General features: G+C 74.4%; 14 protein-coding genes. 7 read left to right on the top strand and 7 right to left on the bottom strand.

Annotation, left to right across the window (positions count from 1 at the left end):
* Positions 1 to 127: 127 nt before the first annotated feature.
* The 3 genes from AB0H83_RS39835 to AB0H83_RS39845 form a co-directional block, all read right to left on the bottom strand.
* The gene (locus AB0H83_RS39835) at positions 128 to 886 is read right to left on the bottom strand and encodes a D-Ala-D-Ala carboxypeptidase family metallohydrolase (RefSeq protein WP_360104856.1); all 759 of its coding nucleotides are present in this window, start codon (positions 884 to 886) and stop codon (positions 128 to 130) included.
* Positions 887 to 962: 76 nt separating this feature from the next.
* Positions 963 to 1,547, bottom strand: a complete 585-nt coding sequence (locus AB0H83_RS39840) for a GNAT family protein (RefSeq protein WP_360104859.1) — start codon at positions 1,545 to 1,547, stop codon at positions 963 to 965.
* Positions 1,547 to 2,053, bottom strand: coding sequence for a MarR family transcriptional regulator (locus AB0H83_RS39845; RefSeq protein WP_360104862.1), 507 nt, complete (start codon positions 2,051 to 2,053; stop codon positions 1,547 to 1,549). The genes AB0H83_RS39840 and AB0H83_RS39845 overlap by 1 nt, the downstream gene beginning before the upstream one ends.
* A 91-nt stretch (positions 2,054 to 2,144) precedes the next feature.
* Here AB0H83_RS39845 and AB0H83_RS39850 point away from each other — a divergent pair, with 91 nt between their 5' ends.
* Complete coding sequence (locus AB0H83_RS39850; protein WP_360104865.1) at positions 2,145 to 2,591, top strand: response regulator; 447 nt, start codon at positions 2,145 to 2,147, stop codon at positions 2,589 to 2,591.
* A gap of 12 nt (positions 2,592 to 2,603) precedes the next feature.
* Here the strand turns inward: AB0H83_RS39850 and AB0H83_RS39855 are convergent, their stop codons facing one another.
* From AB0H83_RS39855 to AB0H83_RS39865, 3 genes are read right to left on the bottom strand one after another with little or no spacing between them, the layout of a single operon-like run.
* Complete coding sequence (locus AB0H83_RS39855) at positions 2,604 to 3,161, bottom strand: GerMN domain-containing protein (RefSeq protein WP_360104868.1); 558 nt, start codon at positions 3,159 to 3,161, stop codon at positions 2,604 to 2,606.
* Positions 3,158 to 4,513 (bottom strand): HAMP domain-containing sensor histidine kinase, encoded by a 1,356-nt coding sequence (locus AB0H83_RS39860; protein ID WP_360104871.1) that lies wholly within the window; start codon positions 4,511 to 4,513, stop codon positions 3,158 to 3,160. Before AB0H83_RS39860 ends, AB0H83_RS39855 begins: the two co-directional genes overlap by 4 nt.
* Entirely contained in the window at positions 4,510 to 5,184 is a 675-nt protein-coding gene (locus AB0H83_RS39865; RefSeq protein WP_360104874.1) for a response regulator transcription factor, read from the bottom strand. Before AB0H83_RS39865 ends, AB0H83_RS39860 begins: the two co-directional genes overlap by 4 nt.
* Before the next feature lie 88 nt (positions 5,185 to 5,272).
* Between AB0H83_RS39865 and AB0H83_RS39870 the strand changes: the two genes are divergently transcribed.
* The 6 genes from AB0H83_RS39870 to AB0H83_RS39895 all read left to right on the top strand — a co-directional run bounded on the left by AB0H83_RS39870 (position 5,273) and on the right by AB0H83_RS39895 (position 11,601).
* The gene (locus AB0H83_RS39870; RefSeq protein WP_360104877.1) at positions 5,273 to 5,617 is read left to right on the top strand and encodes an STAS domain-containing protein; all 345 of its coding nucleotides are present in this window, start codon (positions 5,273 to 5,275) and stop codon (positions 5,615 to 5,617) included.
* Between the two features lie 37 nt (positions 5,618 to 5,654).
* Positions 5,655 to 6,344 carry an STAS domain-containing protein gene (locus AB0H83_RS39875; protein ID WP_360104880.1) on the top strand — a complete coding sequence of 230 codons (690 nt, stop codon included), beginning with the start codon at positions 5,655 to 5,657 and terminating at the stop codon, positions 6,342 to 6,344.
* Between the two features lie 130 nt (positions 6,345 to 6,474).
* Positions 6,475 to 7,416 carry a sugar phosphate isomerase/epimerase gene (locus tag AB0H83_RS39880; protein ID WP_360104883.1) on the top strand — a complete coding sequence of 314 codons (942 nt, stop codon included), beginning with the start codon at positions 6,475 to 6,477 and terminating at the stop codon, positions 7,414 to 7,416.
* 48 nt (positions 7,417 to 7,464) lie between these two features.
* Entirely contained in the window at positions 7,465 to 7,845 is a 381-nt protein-coding gene (locus tag AB0H83_RS39885) for a PadR family transcriptional regulator (RefSeq protein ID WP_360104886.1), read from the top strand.
* Positions 7,842 to 10,130, top strand: a complete 2,289-nt coding sequence (locus AB0H83_RS39890) for a hypothetical protein (protein ID WP_360104889.1) — start codon at positions 7,842 to 7,844, stop codon at positions 10,128 to 10,130. Before AB0H83_RS39885 ends, AB0H83_RS39890 begins: the two co-directional genes overlap by 4 nt.
* A 139-nt stretch (positions 10,131 to 10,269) precedes the next feature.
* Entirely contained in the window at positions 10,270 to 11,601 is a 1,332-nt protein-coding gene (locus tag AB0H83_RS39895) for a DNA polymerase ligase N-terminal domain-containing protein (RefSeq protein WP_360104892.1), read from the top strand.
* A gap of 235 nt (positions 11,602 to 11,836) precedes the next feature.
* Here AB0H83_RS39895 and AB0H83_RS39900 read toward each other — a convergent pair whose 3' ends face one another.
* Positions 11,837 to 13,477: an FAD-binding dehydrogenase gene (locus AB0H83_RS39900; protein ID WP_360104895.1), complete on the bottom strand. Its 1,641-nt coding sequence runs from the start codon at positions 13,475 to 13,477 to the stop codon at positions 11,837 to 11,839.
* Positions 13,478 to 13,610: the final 133 nt, after the last annotated feature.

Raw genomic sequence — 13,610 nt, forward strand, 5'->3', positions numbered from 1 at the left:
TGGCCGTCCGGACGGCCAGGACGCGACTTGGATCACCACGGTGGTCCGGCTGGCGGGCCGGCGACCACCGGATGCCGGCACGCGTGAGGCTGCCGCTCGCCCGGCGCAGGCAGCGCCGGCGGCAGCCCTAGTCGCCCAGGGGGTCGAGGCCGCCGGTGAGGCTGGCGACGCCACAGTTGGGGGCGGACCAGAAGCGGCTCGGGCGGCCGTCGACGTGCGTGTGGTCGTTGTGGTCGGGGTAGCCGGGGCCCAGGATGCCGGCGAACCCGTGGTTGCGGGCGGCCTGGGCGAGGGTGCACAGGGAGTGGGGGCCGGCGCCGAGGTCGGCGGCGTCGCCGTACAGGTGGCGGCTGGACGAGGCGCCGCCCACCGCGTTGTTGCACGAGACGCTGCGGAAGCCGCTGGTGACCCGGATGGACTGGTCGCCGAGGGCGTGCCGCAGGGCCTGCAGCTTCCACATGGTGACGAGGGCGTTGGCCTTGGCCGTGGCGGCGGAGACGTTGCCGCCGGCCCAGGTGCTGTTGCAGTTGTTGAGCTCGGCGTAGCTGAAGTTGACCGGGGTGCAGTCGTCATCCTGCAGGGCGTAGAGCTTGGCGAACGTGGCGGCCCCGGCGACACCGTCGGCGGCGAGGCCGTACGCCGCCTGGAACCGGGCCACCGCCGACTTCGTGGCGGGGCCGTACTGGCCGTCGATGCCGAGGACGGCGCCCGAGCCGGGGTAGCCGGACACGCGGATCTGCAGCTGCCGGACCGCCTCTCCCGACGATCCCTGCGCCAGGACGCCGCTCCAGGTGTAGCAGGCGTCGGCGTGTGCGGGTGCGGCGGTCACGAGGACCGCCCCCGCTGATGCCCCGACCGTGAGCAGCGCCGCCGCGAGCAGACGCATCAATTTTTTCATAGACGCATGGAACTGTATGAATGTATGGAAGTCAATGGATGTCCGGGCGGGAGAGAGCACACGGTCACGGGCCTGCCGGAGGCTGCTCCAGGTCGGACGGGATCATGCTGTACATGACGAGGTCGTGGCGGCCGGAGCGGGAGACCGCGACGTTGCGCAGCACGCCCTCGGCCTGGAAGCCGGCCCGCTGCGCCACGTGCCGGGACGCGGTGTTGCCCGGCGCCGCCTGCAGCGCGATGCGGGCGAAGCCCTGCTCCGTCAGCGCCCACCGGGCCACCGCCGCGGCCGCTTCCGCCGCGACGCCGCGGCCGCGGGCCCACGGGGCCGTCCAGTAGTGCATCTCGGCCGTCATCGCGGTCCAGTCCGCGCCGAACAGCGACACGTGCCCGACCAGGCGGCCGCCGTCGCGGGGCACGACGGCGAACCCGATGCCCTTGCCGGTGCGGCGGCGCTCCTCGATGCCGCTGCTGCACCAGGCGAGGGCGGTGTCGAAGTCGGCGCCGGCGTACGCGTACCCGAGCGGGGCCGTGTCGATGAAGCGCGCGTCCTGCCAGACCGCGTGGACGTCTACGGCGTCGGCGGGGGCGAACGGGCGCAGCAGGAGGCGCGGCGTGTACAGGGTGACCAGGGGCAGCACAGGATCGCGCATCAGGGCAGCATCACGCCGTCGACCGGGTCCGCCGAGACTTCCCAGCGCTCCCACCAGACCGTGTCGGGCAGTTCGCCGGACGCCTCGACGATGCGGTCGAGCAGGTCCAGGCACTCCTGCGAGGCCTCGACCTGGGCCTGCCGCACAATCGCCGACAGCTCCCGCTGCCGCTCGCGCATCACCACGCCGACCAGATCGCGGCCCGCGGGGGTGAGCGCCAGCCAGGTGGAGCGGCGGTCGTGGTCGCGGTGGAAGCGGCGCACCAGGTGCTTGCGCTCGAGCCGGTCGCACATGCGGGTCAGCGTCGACGGCGCCACGTCGAGCTCCTTGGCCAGCCCGGCGCTGCGCTGCGGCCCGGCCGTGGCGAGCAGCACCAGCGCCCGGTACTGCGGCAGCGTCACGTCGGCCTCGATCGCCGCCAGGTTGCGCACCACGAGCGCCACCATGCTCCGGCTGACCGCCAGCAGCGCCCGCACGAGCGCCTCGTCTCCCCCGGGGGTGGTCATCGGGACATCGTTGCACGGTGGATACCGGCGGCGGGGTGCACTATCGTGTGCCGAGAAGATTGCAGTAATGCAACATTCTGGAGGCAGGCCAATGACCGGGGACGGGCCGCCCGAACTCGCTCGCATCCTCCTCATCGAGGACGACAGCGGTGACGTCGCGTTCACCCTCGACGAGTTCCGCGAGCACCGGCTGCGCAACGACGTGACGGTGATCGGCGACGGCCTGGCCGCGATCGACTACCTCGAGCGCCGCGGCGAGCACGCGCACGCGCCGACGCCCGACATCGTCCTGCTCGACCTCAACCTGCCCGGCGTCGACGGCCGGGTCGTGCTCGACCGGATCCTCGGCGACCCCCGCCTCGCCGACCTCACCGTCGTGGTGCTGACCAGCTCGCCGCTCGAGGAGCAGATGCTGCGGGACTTCGGCGTGCCCACCGAGCACTTCTTCCGCAAGCCCGTCGACTTCGCCCAGCTGGCCAAGCTGATCAACGGTATCGACCGCTACTACCTGGTGATCGACCGCCTGACCGGCGAGTGAAGCGGGCCCCGCTCACCGCTCGGTGATCAGTGTCCGGTAGTCCGCGACCGTCAGCGGCAGCTCCGTGAGCGACCCGTCGGCGCGGGGCACCTTGAGCACCTGACCGTCGAGCAGGAAGCGCACGGTGTCCACGTCGGTGCGGGCGTCCAGGGTGCACACGATCTGCCCGATCGCCAGGATGTCGTCGGTACGCCCACCCGACTGCGGCCGGAACGACACCTCCGCCGTCCCGTCGACGAGCCGCACACCCGCGATGAGATCGGTGCCCGTCAGCGCGCTGGACAGCCCCTCGTTGCGCTCGGCGTCGTTGGGGCCGGCGACCAGGTCGGCGAGCAGCGCCGCCACGTCCGCGGTCGCGCCGACCCGCCGCTCCACCGCCACGAGCTGCTGGTCGCGCACCAGGTACAGCCGCTCGACGACCGACCCGGTGGAGCTGCCGGTGGCGGCCTGCGCGGGCGGGCTGCCGATGGCCAGCGACGGATCGAGCGGCCGCGGGCGGTCCTCGTCGGGCACCCCACAGCCGGTCAGACCGACCACCGCGGCGAGCACGACAGCGGCGGCGCGCCTCACGGCACGGCCCCGGGCAGCTCGACCCGGAAGCGGGCCCCGCCGCCGGGACGGTCCAGCACCATGACCCGGCCGCCGTGCGCCGCCGCGTGCTGTGCGACCAGGGACAACCCGAGGCCGGTGCCGTCGCCGCCGCCGCGGGCGCCCGCCGACCGGCCCCGCACGAACCGGTCGAAGATGACGAGCCGGTCGCCGGGGAGGACCCCCGGGCCCTCGTCGTCGACCTCGACCCGGCCGGTCCCGCCCACGCAGGTGAGCCGGACCGCGACCGGCCCGCCGCCGTGGCGTACCGCGTTGTCCAGCAGGTTCGCCAGGATCTGCTCGAGGCGCCGCCGGTCGACCAGCCACCGCGACGCGTCGTCACCGGCCGGCTCGACCAGGTCGGGGTCGAGCCCCTGCCCCTCCACGACCCGGCGGGCCAGCTCGTGCGGGTCGGCGGGCGCCCGGCGGGCCGGCTGGTCGCTGCGGGCCAGCTCGAGCAGGTCGTCCACGAGCTGCTGGAACCGGCCGATCTCCTCGACCACCAGGCCGGCCGCGAGCGCGGTCCGCTCGTCGAGGTGGGCGCGGCGCCGGTGCAGGACGCTGGCGGACGCGGCCAGGGTCTGCAGTGGGGAGCGCAGCTCGTGGCTGACGTCGGCGGCGAAGCGGCGGTCCCGCTCGTGCCGGCGGGCGAGCTGGTCGACCATCCCGTTGAACGACGTGGTCAGCCGCGTCAGGTCGGGGTCGGTCGCCGGGTCGAGGCGGGCGCTGAGGTCGCCGTCGGTGATGCCCTGCGCGGCGTCGGCGACCGAGCGCAGCGGGCGCAGCACGTACCGAGTCGCGTACCAGCCGAGGCCCGCGCCGGCCGCCGCGACCGCGGCCGCGACGAGGCCCAGCACCCAGGCGAGGGTCCGCAGGGTCTGGTCGAGCTCGCGCAGGTAGTCGATCTCGTACAGGGCCGTCGTCGGCGACAGCGACACCCCGATGACCAGCGCCGGCACGCCGTCGACCCGCACCCACTGCGCGCCCTGGCCGCCCTGCTCGACGAGCTGCTGCAGCGCGGGCGGCACCGCGTCGGCCGCGGCGGGGTCGGCGTTGCGTGTGTACCAGCTGCCGTCGCGGCGCAGCAGTGTGCGCCGGTTGCCGCCGGTGTCCAGCGACTTGAGCACGGCCACGACGTCGGGGCGCTCGCCGTTGAGGCTCGCGGTGATGATCCGCGCGTCGTACGCCGTGGCCCGGATCGTGGCCCGCTCCCGGCCGGCGAGCAGTGAGCCGCGGGTCAGCTCGTACGACACGAACGCCATCGACGCGGACAGCGCCAGGGCACCCGCGGCGAATCCCGCGATGACCCGTGTGCGCAGCCCCGCCTTCCTCATCGCTGCAGCTTGTAGCCCATGCCGCGGACCGTCACCAGGCGCCGGGGCGTCCGCGAGTCGTCCTCGATCTTCTGCCGCAACCGGCCGACGTGGACGTCGACCAGCCGCTCGTCGCCGACGTCGTAGTCCCACACCCGCTGCAGCAGCTGCTGGCGGGTCAGCACCAGCCCGGGGTGCTCGGCCAGCTCGCACAGCAGCCGGAACTCGGTGCGGGTCAGCGCCACCGGCGTGCCCGCGAGCCGCACCTCGCCGGCCTCGGGCAGGATCTCCAGGTCGCCGAAGACGAGCGTCGACACGGCCGTCAGCACGGCACGGCCGCGCCGGCGCAGCGCGCGCAGGCGAGCCGACAGCTCCTTCACCGCGACCGGCTTCACCAGGTAGTCGTCGGCGCCGGCCTCCAGGGCCGCGACGATGTCGTGGGTGTCGTCGCGGGCGCTGACCACGACGATCGGCACGTCGTCGTCGCGGCGCAGCTGGCGGATGCACTCGAAGCCGTCGACGCCGGGCAGCATCAGATCGACCAGCACCGTGTCGGCGGGCTCCGCCCGCTGCGCGAGCAGGCCGTCCTCGGCACTGGACACGCCGCGCACCGTGTAGCCCTCGTCCTCCAGCGCGAGCATCAACGACAGCCGGATCCGATCGTCGTCTTCGATGACCAGTACACCTGCCACCACTGCATCATGCCAGGCCGGGTGCGTTGTCATACAACTGTCATAGTTCCGCGGAACACCCGCCACATGCGCGGCGGAGGCTCAGTCCATGCACACCGGCATCGACGCCCCTGGAACGCCGCTCGTCGAGATCATGGTCACCGAGGAGCTGGACGCCCGGTCGGAGCCGCGGGTGCGGGCCCTGCTGGAGGACGCGCTGACCCTGCATCCCGAGCAGTTGATCGTCGATCTGTCCGACTGCCCGTTCATCGACGCCACTGCCATCGGCATGCTCCTGGACATCCATCGGCAGGTCTGGACATCCGGAGGAAGACTCACATTGCGGGCGCCGTCCCCCCGTGTCAGACGAACGTTGCAAATCGCGCATGTAAATCACGTGTTACGAATGGTCCCGGAGGTCGACGGACAGGACATGATGACGAAGACCCAGTGAACTGATCGGACTCAGCTCAGTGAGAGGAGCGGCGACCGTGACCGCGGCGACGACACCTGACGGCACCGACTTCACCTTGATCTGCGACGCCTGCGGCCAGAGCGTGGCCGGGCTCGGCGCGACCATGCACAACTGGGACCTCGTCTGGAGCCTGTTCCGCCGGCACGGCTGGACCGGCGCCCGGCTCGCCACCGGCCCGCACAGCTGCGGGCGCTGCTCCCGGGTGCCGCTGGCATCGGCGGACGCCGACCCGGTCGGCTGGCTCGCCGGGGATGCCCCGTCGACGCCGGCGGCCTCCGACGTCGCCGCCGAGCCCGCCCCGGCGGTGCCGACCGACCCGCGGGTCAGCGGGGCCGTCGCCGACGAGGCGCTGGTGGTGGCACTCAGCGGCGACCTGGACATCGAGGTCGGACCGGCGCTGCGCGCCGCGCTGTCGCCCGCCGGATACCGCCCCGGCCACCTGATCCTCGACATGAGCCGGGTCACCACCCTCGACTCCTCGGTGCTGGGGCTGCTCGTCGCCGCCCGCCACCGCGCCGCGCAGGCCGGCGGGCACACCTGCCTGGTCGGGCTGGCGCCGTTCATGCGGCGGATGATGCACACCCTGTGCCTGCTGCACCTGTTCGTGGTGCTGCCCGACCGCGCGACGGCGGTCGGCTGGCTGCGCGGCGACGACGCGGACCTGCCGCGCCAGCGCGACCTGCGCGGCGAGACCACGCCGGCCTGACCTCCGGATCAGAGAAGGGCACCCTGCCGGGGTGCCCTTTTTGCTGCCTGCCCCGTGACAAACGCCGGATTCAAATATAGAAAGATTCAAATATATGAAGTCCCTGACGCACCGGAGGGAAGTGCACCGCATGCCCAGCTCCCCCGTCAGCCGGCGCAACCTGCTCGCTGCCGCTACCCCGCTGCTCGCCGCCCCACTCCTGGCCACCCCGGCCGCGGCCGCCCCCGCTGCCGGCAATGCCGCCGACGCTGCCGCCGGCGGGCGCCGGCCTTCGCGGGTGCCGCTCGACCGGATCAGCGTCCAGCTCTACACGCTGCGCGACCAGCTCGGCGCCGACCTCGCCGCCAGCCTCGCCGAGCTGCGCGCCATCGGGTACACCCGGGTCGAGCATGCCGGGTTCGTCGGCCGCACCGCCGCCCAGTTCCGCGCCGCGCTGGACGCCGCCGGCCTCAAGGCCACCTCCGGCCACGTCGCGGTCCCGCAGCCATGGGACGCCACGGCGTGGCAGCGGGCCCTCGACGACGCCAACATCGTCGGCAACCGCTTCATCGTCCACCCGTTCTTCGGCATCGACCCCGCCACCGGCCAGCCGATCCGCGACGGCGCCAAGTATCACGCCCTCGCCCGGGACCTCAACCGCGCCGGCGCCCTGGCCAAGCGGGCCGGCCTGGACTTCGGCTACCACAACCACCAGCTGGAGTTCGTCCGGCAGGACGGCGGCTCCCGCACCGGGTACGACATTCTCACCGCCGAGACCGACCCCGACCTCGTGCACCTGGAGGTCGATCTGTTCTGGGCCTGGCGGGGCACCGCCGACCCGGTCGACCTCATCCAGCGCCACCGGGGCCGCATCCGCCAGGTCCACGTGAAGGACATGGACACTGCGGCGTCGTTCAGCGACCCCGGCTCCGGACTGATCGACTTCGGCCGGATCTTCCAGCACGCGCGGGAGGCCGGCCTCGTGGAGTACATCGTCGAACGCGACGACGCCGGCACCCCGCCACGCACCCCGGCCGACGCGCTGACCACGGCCCGCAACGGCTACCGGTACCTGGCAGACCTACGATTCTGAGGTACCCCTATGTAGAGAAACGGCTCAGACCTATGTAGAGTGCCGGCCATGGTGACATCGGTGCGGATGACGGTAGCCGTGGCGAAGGTGGTGGCAGCCTTCCTCGCCGACCCGGCCGCGGATCGGTACGGCCTGGACCTCATGCGGGTCACAGGGCACCCGAGCGGCACGCTGTACCCGATCCTGCTGCGCCTGCAACGGGCCGGCTGGGTGGAGGCGCACTGGGAGGACGTGGACCCGGTCTCCGCCGGGCGCCCGGCCCGGCGGTACTACCGGCTGACCCCGGACGGCGTGGTGACCGCGCGGACCGCGGTCGCGGAGCTGCGGGAGCGCCTCGAACCGGGCACCTACATCCTTCCGGGAGCACCCGGTTCACCTGGATTGCCTGGCGCTCCCGTTGCGCCGCGGACTGTGGCGGGGCAGGCGTGACGGCCGCGGACCGGCTCGCCGAGGCGCTGCTGCGGCTGGCCGCGCGGCGCTGGCCCGCCGAGGTGCGCGAGGAGCAGGCCCGGGAGTGGGCCGCCGAGCTGCACGCCCTGCGCGCCGAGCCGGGCAGCGCCGGCCGGCGGGCGCTCGGGCAGCTGCGGTTCGCGTTCAGCCTGGCCGCCGCGTCGCCGGTCGAGGACGAGGACGGCGTGCCGCGCGGCTGGCGGGAGGGCCTGCCCGAGGTGAGCCGCGCGCTGCGGCCGATCGGGGTGCTGGTGCTGTTCGGCGTGCTGGCGGCCGGGCCGGCCGGCGGTGTCCTGCGCACCCTGTCCGAGTGGCTGCTGGGCCTGGCCGGCGTGGAGATCACCTGGCCGGCCGGCACCGCCGTCACCGTCGGCACGTCGGTGCCGCCGCTGCTGGTCCTCACCGCCGCCGCCTGGTGGCTCGGCCGGCGCATGCAGGTGGGGCTGGCGGGGCTGCGGCGCCTCGGCGCAGCCGGCCCGGCCGCCGCCGCGCCCGCCGCCCTGGCCGTCGCGTTCGCGCTGCTGGTGGTCGGGGCGCAGAGTGCTGGCGTCCCCGACGGTGGCGCCCTCGCCGTGAGCCTGTGCGCCGGCGCGGTCGCCTGGGCGGTGCTCGCCGCAGCCCTCGCCGTCGCCGTGGTCCGGGTCGCTGAGGGCCCAGGTTCGGGGGGCCGGGGCGCGGAGGGCCGGGGTGCGCGGCGCGCCCGCCGCTCGCCGCCGGCGGGTCCGGCCGTCCGCTGGTTGCTGGCGGCGGCGGTCGCCGTCGTGGGTGTGCCGCTGGTCGTGGAGCTGGCCGTCGCGGCCGCCGCGCTGCCGTGGATGCTCGTGTCCGGGGCGGGCGCTGGGGCGGCGCTGGGCTGGGCGCCGATGCTCGTGTCCGGCACGGCGTGGACCGGCCCGTCGTGGACGCAGACGCCGGACGGCATCGCGCTGCTCAACGCGACCAACGCATTCCCGTCCCACCTCCTGCTCCTGACCAGCATCGCCATCGGGTACGGCCTGGGCGCCGCACACCCCCGGGCACCTCGGCCGGTCGCGGCGCCCGCGGGCACCCCGGCGCCACTGCGGCTGCCGGCACCGGCCACCGTCGCCGGCGCGGTGGGTCTGGCGGGTGGGCTGCTCGCGTGGGCGTACACCCTCGCGGTCCTCACCCCGGCGATGCCGCTGGTCGGCCAGACGGCGCCGATGCCCGGCGGCGACGGCGAGCTGTACATGTGGGTCGCCGAGCTGCGCTGGGCCGGCATCGCCCTGGCCGCGCTCGGCCTGCTGCTCGCCGCCGCCGACCGGCGGGCCGTGGCACCCGCCGCGGCCGCGCAGACCGTGCTGCTCCTCGTCGCCGACGGCGTCCTCGCCCGCGCCGGCGTCACCGGACCGGGCGGGTTGCGCACCGCCCTCACCGCGGCCGCGGTCGCGGCGGTGCTGTCCTGGCGGGTCGCGGGCCGCCGCCACAAGGTCGACCCGCTGGTGGCCCGGCGCCGCCTCGGCTGGACGGCGCTCACCGCCGCCTGCTGCGGGCCGATCCTGTTCGGCCAGGGCACCCCCACGGTCAACCATCCGTTCCTGCCGGCCGGGCTCGCCGCGACGACCGCGGTCCTGGCAGCGGCGTTCGCGGTCGTGGCGGTGCACGCCGCCGCCGCGGCCCGCCAGACCCCCCTGTCGCGGACCTGGCTGGCGTCCGCCACCATCGCCCCGGCCCTGCTGCTCGGCGCCGCCGGCGCCGCCACGGGCGCCGGCGTGCCCAACCACTGGACCGAGGCCGGGGTGCTGCTCGCCGCCCCGATGATGGTGCTGGCGGCCGCGATCCTGCGTGGCCCGCGCCGGGGCCGGGCCCGCACCGCCGTCTGGACCACCGTGGTGCTGGCGTCGCCGGCGCTGAGCGTGCCGGTCGTGGCGGGTTCGCTGATGCTGTCAATCTTCGTGGCGAACGTGCTGTTCGTGGTGGCCGGCAGCAGTTGGGCCGCTGACGGCCTGGCTCTGCTGCCGGGCGCGGTGGTGCTGGCCGCGGTGGCCGGTGCGGCGGTCGCCCGCTGGGTGATCCGGCCCGAAGCACCGTCCACGGACCCTGCTGTCCCACCGGTCCCGCCCACCGACCCGCAGCCGGGCGCGACACAGCCATCCCCCGCCGTCGCCGAGCCGCAACCGGGCGCGACGCAGCCACCCCCGGCCCTGGCCGGGCCGCAGCCGAGCCCGGCCGATCCGCGGCTGCCGGCCCGCGATGGCCCCGTCGTTGTCCTTCCTGTGCCGGATCCGGCCGCGGCGGCACGATGACCGCCCGGCCGACGGGACCTTGAGACGGCACACGGCGGCGGGGCCTTGCGACGCGCACGCGGCGGCGTGGGCTTGAGGCGGCACGCGGCGGCGGCTCGCCACGCAGCCAGCCCGGCCGCGGTGTGTTTGACTGGGGGTCGTGGCTGGTGAGCGGCGTTTCGTGGTGCAGCGGCACCGCGCGACCCGGCTGCACTACGACTTCCGGCTTGAGATCGACGGGGTCCTCGTCAGCTGGGCGGTGCCGAAGGGTCCGACGCTCGACCCGAAGGTGCGGCGGGCCGCGTTCCACGTCGAGGACCACCCGATGGACTACATCGACTTCGAGGGGGTCATCCCCGCCGGAGGGTACGGTGGCGGCGACGTCATCGTGTGGGACGCCGGGACGTGGGAGCCGTACAAGGACCCGGATCCGGCGGCGGCGGTCGCCGGCGGGGAGCTGCACGCGCGGCTGCACGGCGAGAAGCTGCGGGGCACGTTCGTGCTGATCCGGACGCACCGGCCGGGGTCGGGCAAGGACGACTGGCTGATGCTGCACAAGCGCGACGAGCACGCGGTCGACGGCTGGGATCCGGAGGAGCATCCGCGCTCCGTCCTCAGTGGACGCACGAGCGAGGAGGTGCTCACCGACCCCGACCGGCTCTGGGATCCGCACACCGGGGCCCGGCCGTTGAAGGCGGGCCGGGAGGAGCTGCGCGCGCTCGACGGGATCGGCGACGGCGGCACCTGGCACGTGTTCGGTCGCGACCTGCGCATCGCGGAGCCGGACAAGGTGCTGTTCCCGGGGCGGCCGCCGGTCACGAGGCGGGAGCTGCTGCGGTACGCCACCCGCATGGCGCCGACCGTGCTGCCCCACGTCACCGGGCGGGCCCTGCACCTGCGCCGCTTCCCGCGCGGCGCCGGCACCGCCGGGTCCTGGCAGCGCCGGCCGCCGCGGCACGCCCCGGCCTGGCTCACCTCGCTGACGATCACCGAGCCGGCGGCGCTGGTGTGGGCCGCGGCCGCCGGCGCCCTGGAGTGGCACGTGCCCGTTACCGGCGCGGCGGCGATCGGGCTGGGCGGCACCGGGTGGGAAGACCAGTTGGCGCTGGCCCGGCTGTACCGCACCGCCTTCGAACACCTCGGCGTGACCGCGGGTGTCAAGGTCTCCGGCGCGCGGGGCATCGAGATCTGGGTGCCGGCGACCGGTGACGCGGCCGGGTGGGTCGGGTCGCTGACGCGCTCGATCGCGGCCGTCGTGCCCGACCTCGCGCACCACGGGGCGCCGGCCGGGCCGGTGGTGATCACGCCGTACAGCCCGCTCGCCGCGCCCGGCGCGCCGGTGTCGACCCCGATCGGCTGGGACGAGCTCGACGACCCGGCGCTGCGCCCGGACGCGTTCACCATCCGGACCGTCCCGGACCGGCTCGCCGAGCGCGGTGACCTGTTCGCCGCGGTCCTCGGCCCGGCGCGCGCCCTGCCGCCCCTGACGTAGCCGGCTGGGGGCAGCGCCGCGCAAGGACGACACCGCGCCGGCGTTCCGGCACACCTGACCACAGGAACCGGCGCCCGATCAAAGAAACAGACGCCCGACCGGAAACAGACGCCCGGTCAGAGGAACAGGCACCCGGTCCGAGAAACAGGCACCCCGCTACAGAACAGGCACCCCGGTTCCAGAAGCAGGCGCCCCATTGCAGAACGGGCACCCGGTTCCAGAAGCAGGCGCCCGGTCATGAGACGGCCGCCGCCGCGGCGCGGCCCGCGACCCGGCCGGAGAACAGGCAGCCGCCGAGGAACGTCCCCTCCAGGGAGTTGTAGCCGTGCATGCCGCCGCCGCCGAAGCCGGCCGCCTCGCCGGCCGCGTAGACGCCGGGCAGCGGGGTGCCGTCGGTCCGCAGGACCCGCGCGGACAGGTCCGTGTGCAGGCCGCCGAGGGTCTTGCGGGTCAGGATGTTGAGACGCACCGCGATCAGCGGGCCGGCCTTGGGGTCGAGCAGCCGGTGCGGGGAGGCGACGCGGATGAGTTTGTCGCCGCGGTACGCCCGTGCCCCGCGGATCGCGGTGATCTGCGCGTCCTTGGCGAACGGGTTGGTCAGCTGCCGGTCCCGGGCCTCCATGACGGCCCGCACGTCCGGCGCGGACAGCAGCGAGGAGCCGGCGAGGTCGTTCATGCCGGCGACGAGTTGCTCGACGGTCGGGGCGACCACGAAGTCGGCACCCTTGCGCTTGAACGCCTCGACGGGGGCGGGCGCGCCGGGGCGGACCCGCTGCAGCACCTGCCGGACGCTGCGGTTGGTCAGGTCCGGGTTCTGCTCCGACCCCGAGAGCGCGAACTCCTTCTCGATGATCTTCTGGGTGAGGACGAACCAGCTGTAGTCGTGCCCCGTCGCCATCAGGTGCTTGAGGGTGCCGAGGGTGTCGAAGCCGGGATAGCACGGCGCCGGCAGGCGCTTGCCGGTGGCGTCCAGCCACAGCGACGACGGGCCCGGCAGGATGCGGATGCCGTGGTTGGGCCAGACGGGGTCCCAGTTCTGCAGGCCCTCGGTGTAGTGCCACATCCGGTCGGGGTTGATGATCTGCCCGCCGGCGGCCTCGGTGATGCCGAGCATCCGGCCGTCGACGTGCGCGGGGACGCCGGCGACCATGCGCTTCGGCGGTGCGCCGAGCCGCGCCGGCCACGCCTTGCGCACCAGGTCGTGGTCGCCGCCGATGCCGCCGGACGTGACGATGACGGCCTGCGCGGTCAGCTCGAACGTGCCGGTCACCGTGCGGGGGCTGGCCTGCCCGCGCAGGACGTCGCTGGGCTCCAGGACCGACCCGCTGACGCCGGTGACGGTGCCGCCGGTCTTCACCAGCACGTCGACCCGGTGCCGGAAGCGGATCTCGACCAGCGGGCTGGCCTGGACCCGGCGGGCGAACGGCTCGACGACGCCCGGGCCGGTGCCCCACGTGATGTGGAAGCGGGGCACGGAGTTGCCGTGCCCGTCGGCGGGTCCGCCGCCGCGCTCGGCCCAGCCGACGACGGGGAACAGCCGGTGGCCCATGGCGCGCAGCCAGGAGCGCTTCTCCCCGGCGGCGAACTGCACGTATGCCTCGGCCCAGCGGCGCGGCCACAGGTCCTCGTCCCGGTCGAACGCGGCGCTGCCCAGCCAGTCCTGCCACGCGAGGTCGACGGAGTCCTTGATGCCCATGCGGCGCTGCTCCGGCGAGCCGACCAGGAACAGCCCGCCGAACGACCACCATGCCTGCCCGCCGAGGCTCTGCGGCGGCTCCTGCTCCAGCAGGATCACGCACTTGCCGGCGTCGGCGACCTCGGCCGCCGCGACCAGCCCGGCGAGGCCGGCCCCGATCACGATCACATCTGCGTCCACGCCATCAGACTAGGCATCGGCGTGCGAGAATCGTGGCGCCGGGAGCAGAATCTCGGCATCGTTTTGTCACCGCGGTGATAATTCCAGGAGGTGTACGGTCGATCTCACGCCCTCCGTCCGTGACCGCCTGCGC

This window comes from Dactylosporangium sp. NPDC050688, assembly GCF_040654515.1.
Taxonomy (GTDB): Bacteria; Actinomycetota; Actinomycetes; order Mycobacteriales; family Micromonosporaceae; genus Dactylosporangium.

Coding starts and splice junctions, on each gene's coding strand:
- AB0H83_RS39860 (WP_360104871.1), bottom strand. CDS start 4,513: ATGAGGAAGGCGGGGCTGCGCACACGGGTCATCGCGGGATTCGCCGCG.
- AB0H83_RS39840 (WP_360104859.1), bottom strand. CDS start 1,547: ATGCGCGATCCTGTGCTGCCCCTGGTCACCCTGTACACGCCGCGCCTC.
- AB0H83_RS39845 (WP_360104862.1), bottom strand. CDS start 2,053: ATGACCACCCCCGGGGGAGACGAGGCGCTCGTGCGGGCGCTGCTGGCG.
- AB0H83_RS39880 (WP_360104883.1), top strand. CDS start 6,475: ATGCCCAGCTCCCCCGTCAGCCGGCGCAACCTGCTCGCTGCCGCTACC.
- AB0H83_RS39870 (WP_360104877.1), top strand. CDS start 5,273: ATGCACACCGGCATCGACGCCCCTGGAACGCCGCTCGTCGAGATCATG.
- AB0H83_RS39850 (WP_360104865.1), top strand. CDS start 2,145: ATGACCGGGGACGGGCCGCCCGAACTCGCTCGCATCCTCCTCATCGAG.
- AB0H83_RS39835 (WP_360104856.1), bottom strand. CDS start 886: ATGCGTCTGCTCGCGGCGGCGCTGCTCACGGTCGGGGCATCAGCGGGG.
- AB0H83_RS39885 (WP_360104886.1), top strand. CDS start 7,465: ATGGTGACATCGGTGCGGATGACGGTAGCCGTGGCGAAGGTGGTGGCA.